Below are 12,205 nucleotides of genomic sequence, written 5' to 3'. Positions count from 1 at the left end.
CGTATGCGTCAAGGCCTCTTATCGAGAGTCAAGTAGTCATGTTCTTATGCAGGTGCACGGGACGGAAGCTCAGTTGCTTCGGACTCAAGCGCCCTTTCCATTAAGGTTTTTCGCGGAATGCAGATCCCATCATCTGACACAGCTATACTGATGTCAGGTTAAAGAAACGCACCGGGATCTTCAAAGGATATTTACCATGCACCAGGAGAAAATTTACCACCCCCCTGCGCGCATGATTTGAACAGTGAACGTCTGAATGAGTCACACTCCATTTTGGATTTAATACTAAAGACGCACCTTTTGCAAGTATCTGTAGGTTCAATTAGTCTATTGTAAGTTGGCAATCGGATACTGGCTCTGGTTTTCTGACCTGAAGAAAAACCTCATTCAAGCGAGGACTTGGTGTATATCAAGCTTAGTAAGTCATTGGGAAGACAGGCAAGCGCTTGTGGCGACCTCTGATCCTTCTTCTGAGGGATTTGTCTAATTGTATAAGCCTGGCTCTCGTACACATAACTGGTCGTCAATTGTCTTGAGTCGGGTGGCAATACGAATAGCGCGCAAAGTATCAACTCTTAGAGATCCAATTGATCTGGGATTTACCAAGACGCGCACGCTCGATAACCCTCCCGAGGCCACTCGGAAGACGTCGGTTGACACACTAAATTGTTCTGGGATGAAACTGGTGCTGGACGAAGTTAGCAGAGAGCCGGGCTAATTGTAGTTGAGTCTTTTCTCCTTCGATGCAAAAAGTTCTTGGATCCCATCTCTGACAACATATATATGTCAGGAAAACGCCCGGATCTCAAAGGGATATTTACATGCACCAGGAAAATACATCCCCTGCCGATGATTATGCAGTGCAGTCTAATGGTACACCCATTGGATATACTAAAGACGCACCCAGCAGTTGGTCAATTATCTATGTGAGTTGGAATCCGGATACTGGCGGTTTTGACCTGAAGAAAACCTCTTCAAGCGAGACTTTGGTGAGTAATATCGTTGGAGGACAGGCACAGGCGCTTTGCACCGATCCTTCATCTGAGGGCTCTATTTGTGATAACAGCCTGGCTCTGTCACCAACTGGTCGTCAATTGTTGGTCGGTGGCATCGATAGCGCGCAAAAGTATCAACTCTGGTCCATTGATCTGGATACCAAGACGCGCACTCTCTTAACCCTCCCAGGCAGTCAAGGACCTGTGCAACTAATTGGCTGGGATAAGCTGCTGGCGAATTAAGCAGGAGCCAGGGCTAATTGATGAGTTTTTTCTCTTCGATGCAAAAAGTTCTACTAAAGAAGCCGCGTTGCCTGCGCGGCTTCTTTTCTATTCTCTATTTAACGACGGCTACATTGAAACCGTCAGTATAATCGTTGTCATTGGCCAGTACAATCGTGGTCAGGCGTGGATCCTCGCGGGTTAATTGATTATATTTAACCAGGCCAGCAGTATCCTCACTCATCTCAGGTGATGGTTGGAAGACATTGCCACCACGGACGCAATTATCGGCGATAATGATACTGCCCGAGCGACTGAGCTTGATGGCCCATTCTAAATATTGGGGGTAGCTGACTTTATCAGCATCGATGAAAATAAGATCAAAGGGTGCCTCGGTCTGCAGCGTTGAAAGTTGATCCAGGGCATTGCCAACGCGTACCTCGGCGCGCTCAGCCACGCCTGCGCGGGCAAATGACGCGCGTACTACCTCAGCATGTTTAGGATCGATCTCCAATGTAATCAGCCGGCCATCGGCAGGCAGGGCCCGGGCCAGCCAGATACCGCTGTAGCCAGCCAGAGAGCCAATCTCCAGAATCTTGCGTGCATGGCTGGCGGCTGCGAAAACCTGGAGCAACTTTCCCTGAATTGGATTAATCTGAATTTCTGGCAAGCCCGCCGCTTTAGCGGACTCTAATGCCTGACGGAGCCCATCGTCTTCGGGAGCAAAGAGTTGCGCAATCTGCGCTTCAATAGCATGACGTTGCTGTTTTTCTTGTTCTAATGAGATATCGGACATAAGAGAATCGCCTTTCCCTGGCTCTAAAAGCAACAGGATCAAGCTGCATGAGTGACGCTCGATCGGCACTGACGCAGCAAAAACTCCTTCCCATCATACAACATTCTGTACTAAATCGCCCCCTGCAGGTTTGGGGCTTGTTTCCTCTCCGGTGGCTTTTTCAAGCGCGAAAGAAAAAAGCACCTGCAAGGAGCACACCTAGCTTTCTTATCTAAAATGTTTTAACCAGGCTATCGACCTGGGATTGTTTGTGCATGCCGATGCTGGCATAGAGCTGATGGGCACCAGTCGCGTTATTGGCATCGACATCCAGCATGATACGTTTCATACCGCGTTGATAATAGGTGGTGAGAGCAGTGCGCAGTAGCTGGTTAGCGATACCACGTTTGCGCCAGGCACGTCGCATCCCTACCTGCCAGATGAAGCCTTCTCCGTTGTCCGGATAGACGCGGCAGATGGTAACGCCCACTATCTGGTCCTCGGCAACGGCTACATAGAGCATCGAGGGCTCAAAGCTAGCGGTCTTCTCAAACACCTTTTCATACCAGTCTTCATATGGTCGATAAGGTTTGCCATCGATATCGGGAAACGCTTCGGCGATCACGTCATAGACGGCGCGCTCCTCCTTTCCCGGGATGAATGGACGGACGGTGATGCCAGGTAAGGGCTGCGGCTGTTGTGGCTCTGTTTCTAAGATTACCTCCATGCGATAATCGCTGTTCTCGATCGTAAAGCCATGTTGGATAAAGAGAGCTGTATTGGACTGCGTAAAGCCCCAGGTATAGAGGCGGCGCGGCAACTTGTCGTCGGCAGCCAGCAGGACCCGGGTACGCTCATCGGCAAATTGAAGGAGGAAGTCAGCCAATGGTAGTTCAGCATAAGCTGGATGGACCTGTGTATGCACATCCAGTAGCACGCCCCGACCTGTGTTGGCCACACCTGTATACCCGATCAGTTCACCGCTGGCAGTGAAAATTGCGCAGGAATTGTTTGCCAGGTCCAGCTTTTCACCATCCCAGAGCTCATAGACATCTGACACTGTGTTATCGCTCTGTCCTGTCTCTGCCAGTTCTACTTTTGCGTATAGATCGATGATTGCCTGCGCGTCATCACGCGTGGCGGCACGAATAATCAAGTCTGTTGGAAGTGTAATAGCGGTCATTGATATACTCCATTCTTTCCTGGCTATTGATTGGCAACCCCTGCTTAAAGTATGGGTTGCATATATGTTTCGCATACGCAAGCGAGCGCATCCCTGCTGTTCAAATGGGAGCTTGCCAGGAATGGGGCAGACCAGGTTGGGATACCGGAAGGCACAAGCAGGCTCGCGATGAACGTAGAGGAGAATGCGCCCACGGCCTGATTGGCTGGTTTACCTATGCGAGGAATGTGTGGTCAGCGAACAGTGATGTGAAAGCTACATGCACGGTGCGTCCGACCTGAAAAAGGGCATAGTGAGGCTATGGGCGACCATGCGCTGCTCGGGTGCAAAGATGCACAGACGGCAGCCACAGCGTGCAAACAGGTGTTTGTCTTTCGCCTTCGCCATGTTCAGGATTGTGCCCTTTCATTTGAAGAAAACAAAGTGTTAATCGCAAAAGCAGATATTTAAATCGCTATCCATCAATAAATTTACCATAAACAAAATTCTACGTCAAGCTGCGCACCAGCGCTGGTTCAGAAAAGAGTTGCGCTGTCATGGCCAGATCGATAGCGGCATCGCATTCATGGAAGATCTGATAGCTTTCCTGCATATATTTCAAGCCTCTTTGCTGTAGCGGTGTGGTTGATGCACCCTCATGCAAGTCGGAATCCATGATAGTAGGAGGATCTAGATCGAGGAGTAATGCTCCATAACAGGCGAGTGTGCGAGCGTAATCGAGGCGCAAGCCATGTTCCTGGCAGATTTGTAGTGCCTGCTCGAAATAGACCATGGCCTGGTCGGTTTGGCCCTGGGCATGCAGGATGCGTCCCAGCAAGCGATACGCCCGCTCAATGATACGCGTGGTTTCATAATCCCGGGCATCTTTGAGTGTCTGCTGAGCAGTCTGCCACGCCTCTTCAAGGTTGCCTTGCAAGAAGTGCACCATTGCCAGTAAATGTTTAGCATCAATAATATTCTCAATTTCCATCCCTTCAAGCGAGATTGAGCGTTGCAGGGTAGTACGAGCGCGGGCCAGCAATTGGATGCGGTACTTGACGTTTTCGCTGGCATTGGGATGGTGTTGAACTGCAATTGCCTGTGTAATACGCAGATCGGCCAACCCAAGCAAGGCATAGCGAATGCAGCGCGTACTCTTGATATCGCGGCTGATGGAGATGGCGCGGCGGATACTATTGAGAGCCTCCTGCAGATTGCCCATATCGGCCTGTACGGATGCCAGGGCGATATTGCTCCAACTAATGCGTTCGCGATCATTGATGCGCTCGGCTAACTCCAGGCTTTGATGAAACCATGTTTCAGCTTCACGCAGGGAGCCAGAACGCTGGGCGACGTCACCGAGATTATGAGTTACAAAGGTCATATTGGGGAGATCGCCACTGCGCTCTGCCAGTTCCAGCGAGCGGCGCATATAGCGGCGCGCTTCATCGTGAGCGCCTTTGACAATATTGACAGCTCCTAAATTGCCGCATACACGCGCCATTTCTGAGACGAGCTCACTCCGTTCATAGATCGTCAAGGCGATATTGAGATGTTCGAGGGCGCTATTGACCTCTCCTAAGCTGGCGGCTACAATGCCGAGTCTTTCATGGGCATAGCCAATCTCCAATGGATCGCCGGTGAGTGCTCGTTCGATACGTGTAAGGGAGAGATCGCGCACTTGCCAGTTTTGCTGTCCCTGTTCTTTAGGCAGGTATGGCATTGGCAGCCTTTGATAAGGTACCTGGGGGGCCTGGACGCACTCTTCGAGCATGGACAATGCTTCCTGTAGATAGCGGCGGGCCTGGGTATAGTCTCCTTCCAGACGGAAAAGAGCACCATACTGCAGATGCAGGCACGCCCAGGCTGCACCGCTGGTAATGCCAGACTGTATCATCACATTTTTACCTCGCTCATAGCAACGATTGGCCTGCTCATATTCGCTGGTGTAGGTCCAGGAATTGCCGATCTCGCGCCAGAGCATGGCTTGAATCTGTGCCTCTTTTTGTCGCAGTATCTCGACTTCCTCGATAGAAAGCGCAAGTTCTGTGGTGATATAGCGATGGAAACGCGTGCTGGTACGAAGCTTCAAAATGTACTCATAGACCTGGCGCCCTTCGGCAAACGTGCCCAGGATGATGCTGCATTCAGCAATGCGCTCCAGAATACGACAGAGGTGTAATGGATCACTGAATGGGAGCTGATCAATCTCTCTCTCTATAATATGTTGAATATATTCGGGTGAATCAATGTGATTGGCAGCTGTGAACTCATCGCCACTGAGGGCCTGAAAGACCAGGATATAATATTGTTGTGCCTCAGCGTAGGCAGCCAGTGCATAGGCCTGATTTCCTGATACTTCAGCATAATAGGCCAGCGTTCTACGATCGCCACCACCTTTACTCAGGTGGTAGACGATGGTGGTGGCGACTTTCTCTGGCTGGTTGGCGAAAGTAGCTTTGAGAGCCTCAGCAGCTCGGCGATGTAGCTGTGCACGCCGGGCTGCTGAGAGACGGCTATAGAGATGGCTGATAATGAGTGGATGCCAGAAATGATAAGCGATGTTGGCCCCGGTTCCTTCTTCGATCAACAAGCCCGCGTTCAACGCCTCATCCAGTAGATCCAGGACAGTATCCTCATCTGAATCATTGGCCATAGGCAACAATTGGCGTAGCTCGAATGAGCCTCCGATGACGGCGGCCTTGCCGAGCAATTGCTGGCATCCCTGACTGAGCCTACCCAGACGCCGCTCCAGGACTGCAGCTATGGCCTCCGGCAATGAGACCGTTGGCTGCTGATGTTCATGCTCGGCTTGTGTTGTTGCTTCACTACCTTTTTTGCGTGCGTTGTAACTATTATGGGACTGGCTTGCAGAAGGAGCCGCATCGAGCGACGATAATTCTGGTAGCCCTGTTACTCCATTTAACTCATTAGATGAAGTATCAACGTAACGCGCCAATTCTTCAGCGAAGAATGGATTGCCCGCCGCCTGCGATTGAATACTTTCCACCAGGTCCTGGGGCAAATGTGAGACCAGCGTAGCAATCTGGGTTGAGGTAAGTGGTAAGACCGGGACCACCACTACTGCCTGTTCACGCTGTAGATCTGCGATCAGGGTGCGTAATTTATGTTGCGGTGCCAACTCGCCTTCGCGACAGGTACCGATCAGCAGCACAGATTGTTCCTGCAGATGATGGATCAAATATGTCAGGAGATCGATACTGCTCTCATCTGCCCAGTGGAGATCATCGAGTACCAGCAGTAATGGATGCTGCTTACTAAATGACTCGATCAAGCCAAGGGCGGCTTCCCAGAGATGTAGCCGTTCCTGTTCAAGCGAGATAGGGATTGAGGGTTGCCCATTAGTTGATTGCAGGACTTGCAGATCAGGAAGTAGGGCGCCAAGGCGCTCCAGCTTTAATGAAGATGTGGCCAGTTCGCGCAACATAGAATCGGTCGGCGTATCCTGCTTACGATTGACCAGATCAGCAAAGGCCGATGTGCTCTTAAAAAGGATGCGCAGCAGATCGGTCCAGGGATGATAAGGGATCGTGCTTTCTTGTTCATAGGATCGGCTCCAGGCCACCGTCCAGCCATGTTGATATGCTTCGAGGCTGAGTTCTTCAGCCAGCCGTGTCTTGCCAATGCCTGGTTCTCCGCGTAGCAGCATAAAATGGGTATGCCGTGGGCGTGAAGCCGAAGTTGGTTGGTATGTTTGCTGGTTGGTAGCAGACGGTGTTGACGGTGTATTGTGCGGCGCCGTTTTTATTGGTGCGTTTGCCTTTTTCTCTAGCGAACGCATTACCTGGCGTAGTGTTTGTAGTTCCCGTTCACGGCCAATCAAGCGACTTTGATAATGCCTGCCAAGTTGAAATAGTGGACGCGTGAAAGATAGGTCCAGAGGTGGCAATTCTTCTAATGGTTCCGTGTTTGGTGTATTATCGGCTTTCTGTGTATACAGCGTGGGCACATGTCCAGTGCGCAGCTTTTCATATAGCTCGATTGTTTCAGGTAGCGGCTCGCTCTCATAGTCGCGCTGCAGCATCTCCTGATGGCGTTTATATACCTGCAATGCTTCACCACGACGATCGCGCTGAGTCAACAACATCATCAGATGTTGGAGCGCGGTTTCATTGGTTGGATCAGCTGTACGCAGGCGATCGAGGGTTTCGATCGCGCTAGCATACTCTTCATTCTCGGCCTGGCTCTGCGCCAGATTTAGTAGCAGTCCCACCCAGGCTCGCTGGAGCGCATCACGTCGCTGGCCGGCCCACTCTGAATATAGTTCTTCCAATAAATAACTACCCCGATAGAGGGTGGCGGCTTCTTCTTGCAATTGCCTGGTGCGGGCAGGGTCAGTGGAGGTATCAGCTTCTTTAATGAGATTCTCAAAGGCTTCGGCATCGACCCAGATCTGTTGATGGCCAGCTAGCTCAAGCACATCACGCTCAAGGCGCAGGAGCCGGGAAGCGGCTGGTCGTGTCAGGTCTGGCTCTAGCATCTGGCGCAATTCATGGACAGCGCCATTGAGGCGATTAGCGGCAATTTCAACCTCTAGATTAGGCCAGAGTTGATCCATAACTTGCTCGCGGCTCAAGCGTCGATTCGGGCTACTTAACAGGCAACCGAGCAAGGAACGTGCGCGACGGCGATGCCAGAGACGGCCATCGATAGTTTGCCAGCTATCCTGATCTTGCTTTCTCTCAATACGAAATTGACCCAGCACATATACACGCAAAACCGGACTTGACGAAGAAGGCGTCATCGTGGGAGTATTAGCAGCAAGTTGCTCTTGTTTCACAGACTCGGGCAGGTCTGTCCCAATATATTTGCTCACGGTACGGCCATTTACGCTCCAATAGGCATACCAGTATGGTCCATGCCCAGAGCCCTCTTTGCATTTACGGCAACGTTCTTTTCCGCAGCGTGTAAATTGCTGGCGATAGGTGACTTTTCCATTCATCTTTTTTGCCCTATCTGCCTATTGAGACAAATTGTAGCTTTGAAGAGTGCAATAATTACCTTCTATAGCTGAATAATGTCACATGTGTAGTATTAAAAACTATTATAACCTAGTCAATGGGAACCTCACAATAGCATAGCCTATCTGCTCGTTATTTTGGAACAGATAGGCTATTAACTTTTCTTAATGCAGAGCTTTTTATTTAAGCGGTAGGAAGCTCATTTTCGCCCAATGGGCTATAAATTTCAAGTATATGGCCATCAGGATCGCTGAAGTGCGCGGTGCGAGCCTGCCATGCTGGACGATCTTGCGGCCTTGCGATCGAGTGGGCGCCGCGCTTAACCAGCTCGGCATAGGTTGCATCGACATCTTCCACCTGGAAATTTAGCACTGTTTGCCACTCCTGCGCTGTATGTGACGCTGGCACCTCGCCAATCGAGGTCACGAATTCATCGCGCTTAAAAAGCTCTAACCCGGTTCCATCGAGCTCGAAATAGGCATAGCCCATTGTCTCGTCACTATATTTCAGAGATAGACCAACGATATCATGCCAGAAATTGAGCGATACAGCAAAATCGCTGATCAATAAACGGACACAGATAAGTTTCATAATTTACTCCATTTCCTCTAGTGCTCAGCCCATTGGCGAGCAGCACCTATTTCTGTTACAGCTTAACAGGAGTAAAGGTAACAATCAGTCCTAAATGTGTCTCAACTAGTGTGAGAAAGACAGGGCTTTTTCATGTTCCCCTGTGGCGCCTACGGCGCCGGGTTGGGAGTGTATGTGGTGGGTGGCCGCGGCCGCGGCCACCCACCACATACACTCCACACAGGAAATAATGGACATCGTATCGCTTGCTTGTGATCTTTGGAGGAACAGTAAAAAGCCCTGTAAGAAAGAATATTACGTTGTAAGAAAGAACTAAAAAGTGGTATAGTCACTTTATAGAAACTATGAGACGGACATAAAGGGAATATTTTCGATCAAACTAACCATCCCCTTCTCCAGGATCAAACAGCCGAACGGGTTCAAAAGCGCCTATGACCGAAAATTCGCTAATGCGGAAGAATGCTATTTTGTTAGATGAAGGATAAATGCACCTATTAAGGGACTGATAGACAGACTATGCCAAAGCTCGAAGGTTCAGTTGAAAATATTGTTTTTCGCAATGAGGATAATCAGTATACGGTGGCGCGTTTTCGCTTAAATGATCGTGGACGCCTCTTTCGCGATGATTTGACCACAATTGTGGGGCTCCTGCCCGGTATTCATCCTGGTGAACTGTTGTCGGTGGAAGGTGAGTGGGAGAGTGATGCACGTTATGGGCGCCAGCTGCGCGTTGCCAGCTTTATCCAGCGTTTGCCAGCTTCGACTGAGGGCATGGTGCGTTATTTAAGCTCTGGTTTGATCAAAGGCATTGGACCCAAGAAGGCCCAGGCGATTGTTGATCACTTTGGCGAGCAGACGCTGGCAATTATTGAGCAGCAGCCGGAGATGTTGACCCAGGTCAAAGGGATTAGCGCTAAAGATTGTGAGCGTATCGAGAAGGCCTGGTTAGAGCAGGAAGACATTAAGGAACTACACCTCTTCTTACAATCTCATGAGGTCTCAATGAATGTAGCCACCCGCATCTACAAAGAGTATGGCCGTGAATCGATCCGTATTGTGCGTGAGAATCCCTATCAACTGGCTGAAGAGGTGCAGGGCATTGGATTTCGGACCGCTGATGATATCGCCGTCAAGCTTGGTCTACCACCTGATGGGCTTCCACGCCTGGCAACCGGCTTGAAGTATGTATTGACGCAGGCGGCTAATGATGATGGCCATTGTTTCCTGCTGGAGAATGACCTGATCCGCCGCGCCTCACAGATCCTGCAGGTACCTATAGAAACATTGCAAGGCGCCATGGAACAATTGCGCTCGGAACAGGATATCTTTGTTGAGCCAGCAACTACATTGGCTGATAGCAACCCTGTTGCTGGCGGGAAAACAATCTTCTCTATCGCTGAAGAAACCGGCGACTATGAGCCATCTGAGCCGGAAGAAGCCTCCACTGAGCCGCAGTCGCGTATCTACTATGGCCCTTTCTGGTATGCTGAGAGCGGTTCAACGCGCCTATTGCGTATCTTGCGCAACGCGCCCAGTTGTCTGCCACCCACCTCAGCGCGCCAGTGGGAAATTGTTTTTGAGCGTCTCAAACAGCAGCGCAGTATGGAATTGACGGTGCGACAGCGTGAGGCTGTTCAGGTTGGCTACCAGCAGAAAGTTTCTATTTTAACCGGAGGTCCGGGTACTGGAAAATCGACCTCGCTGCGCGCGTTGCTGATGTTGTTGCGCACGCGTAAAGTGGATGTCGCCCTGGCGGCCCCAACAGGGCGTGCGGCCAAGCGTCTCACTGAGGCCACCGGTGTGCAGGCTAAAACGCTGCATCGCTTGCTGGAATATGCTCCCCATGACAACAGCTACCAGCGCAACGAGGATAATCCCCTGCCTCACCAGTTTGTAATTGTTGATGAGTTCTCAATGGTAGACATCCTGCTCTTCTATCACCTGCTCAAAGCGTTGCCGCGTACCTCCCATCTCTTACTGGTAGGTGATGCCGATCAATTGCCCTCAGTGGGGCCAGGCAACGTCTTACGGGATCTATTGCGCTCAGAGGCCATCCCGGCTGTACGTTTGACTGAGCTATTCCGCCAGGCTCAGCAGAGCAAAATTGTGGTGACCGCGCACCAGATTAATAGTGGTATCGTGCCCAGTCCACGCATCGAAGCGACCAGCGACTTCTTTTTTATGCGCGAAGAAGATCCCTTTCGCGCTCAACAGTTAGTTTTGGACCTGGTACAGCGCCGCTTGCCGGCGAAATACCACTTTAATCCCATCTCCGATATTCAAGTGCTGGCCCCCATGTATAAAGGGGCAGTAGGTGTCAAGCTGCTCAATGAGCGCTTGCAGGCCCAGCTCAATCCTGCTGAACAGGCCCAGGTCGAGTGGGGAGATCGCCTGCTGCGGGTGGGTGACAAGGTCATGCAGACCAGAAATAATTATGATAAAGGCGTCTTCAATGGCGACGTTGGTTTTATTCGTCGCATTGATCGCGAGAACCTGCAAGTCAAAGTAGAGTTCGCAGAAGAGGCTGGTCCATTATTGATCGAGTATGAATTCCACGAACTGGACGAACTGGTGCTGGCCTACGCAGTTACCGTACATAAAAGCCAGGGCAGTGAATATCCCGCCGTCGTGCTGCCACTGGTACGCGAACACCGCATGCTCTTGCAGCGCAATCTGCTCTACACCGCCATTACGCGTGCCAAACGTTTCTGCGTGATTGTTGGTCAGCCCGCCGCCCTTGAATACGCTGTGCATAACGATCGCGTGGCTTTGCGCAATACCGGCCTTGCCGAGCGCCTGCTAGAACTTGGACATGCTCAAGTTCAAACCCCATTTTGAGCGCTTTCTTCTGGTATGTTGTGCTGGAAAAAACAGCAAACAGGCGTGATACACGGTGGGAATAAGTAGAGTGTAGATCGTGTTTACATTAAGAAGAAGAAAGAACGTTGCGCGTTTATATATAAGTATTTTTGTTTGGATGCTATAATTGGTGGATGGAGTAGGGCTCATACCATTGGGTCCTGTGATACTATATCCCTCCAAAGAGGAGAAACTATGAATCGTCAAGAAGCTATTGACTTTCTGTTAGATCACTATGAGAATCCCCGCAATCAGGGCGAAATTGAACATCCGGATGTAAACCTGAATGGTGGTAATCCAGGCTGTGCCGACGTTATTACGATGCAGGCCAGTTTTGGTGAAGACGGCAAGCTCAAAGAGATTGCCTGGGATGGCACCGGTTGTACAATTAGCCGTGCCGCCGCTTCATATGTGACCGAGATGGTGCAGGGCATGAGTGCTGAGGAGATCGAAAATATTACTTTTGAAGATCTGATGGATCAGTTGGGTCGCGAGGTCGTCATGACCCGTCCCACATGTGCCACCCTGGCTCTGGGCACCTTGAAAAAAGGGGTGCACGAGTTCGATATGCACCAGCGCGCCGATCGGGCTGATTACAGCCACCACCAACACTAACTAC

At 50.7% G+C, this 12,205-nt stretch carries 7 protein-coding genes; 3 read left to right on the top strand and 4 right to left on the bottom strand.

Going from position 1 to position 12,205, the window contains the following annotated elements; translation table 11 throughout:
* Positions 1-821 precede the first annotated feature (821 nt).
* The gene (locus tag EL645_RS01675; protein ID WP_126548437.1) at positions 822-1,238 is read left to right on the top strand and encodes a hypothetical protein; all 417 of its coding nucleotides are present in this window, start codon (positions 822-824) and stop codon (positions 1,236-1,238) included.
* A 94-nt stretch (positions 1,239-1,332) separates the two neighbouring features.
* Here EL645_RS01675 and EL645_RS01670 read toward each other — a convergent pair whose 3' ends face one another.
* From EL645_RS01670 to EL645_RS01655, 4 genes are all read right to left on the bottom strand, one after another.
* Complete coding sequence (locus EL645_RS01670; RefSeq protein ID WP_126548436.1) at positions 1,333-2,013, bottom strand: O-methyltransferase; 681 nt, start codon at positions 2,011-2,013, stop codon at positions 1,333-1,335.
* 211 nt (positions 2,014-2,224) lie between these two features.
* Complete coding sequence (locus EL645_RS01665) at positions 2,225-3,175, bottom strand: GNAT family N-acetyltransferase (RefSeq protein ID WP_161977025.1); 951 nt, start codon at positions 3,173-3,175, stop codon at positions 2,225-2,227.
* A gap of 487 nt (positions 3,176-3,662) precedes the next feature.
* A complete protein-coding gene (locus tag EL645_RS01660) occupies positions 3,663-8,117 on the bottom strand; it encodes a DUF6788 family protein (protein ID WP_126548434.1) in 4,455 nt (1,484 codons plus the stop codon).
* 202 nt (positions 8,118-8,319) lie between these two features.
* Positions 8,320-8,727, bottom strand: coding sequence for a VOC family protein (locus EL645_RS01655; protein ID WP_126548433.1), 408 nt, complete (start codon positions 8,725-8,727; stop codon positions 8,320-8,322).
* Between the two features lie 516 nt (positions 8,728-9,243).
* On the opposite strand from EL645_RS01655, the gene recD2 reads away from it, so the two are divergent.
* Both recD2 and EL645_RS01645 read left to right on the top strand, forming a co-directional pair.
* Positions 9,244-11,565 carry an SF1B family DNA helicase RecD2 gene (gene recD2 / locus EL645_RS01650; protein ID WP_126548432.1) on the top strand — a complete coding sequence of 774 codons (2,322 nt, stop codon included), beginning with the start codon at positions 9,244-9,246 and terminating at the stop codon, positions 11,563-11,565.
* Between the two features lie 216 nt (positions 11,566-11,781).
* Entirely contained in the window at positions 11,782-12,201 is a 420-nt protein-coding gene (locus EL645_RS01645; protein WP_126548431.1) for an iron-sulfur cluster assembly scaffold protein, read from the top strand.
* The last annotated feature ends 4 nt before the right edge of the window (positions 12,202-12,205 follow it).

The sequence above is a fragment of the Dictyobacter kobayashii genome, from assembly GCF_003967555.1.
Classification (GTDB): domain Bacteria; phylum Chloroflexota; class Ktedonobacteria; order Ktedonobacterales; family Ktedonobacteraceae; genus Dictyobacter; species Dictyobacter kobayashii.
The sequence above is the reverse complement of the archived record's forward strand: the minus strand, read 5'-3'. Positions and strand labels throughout refer to the sequence as shown.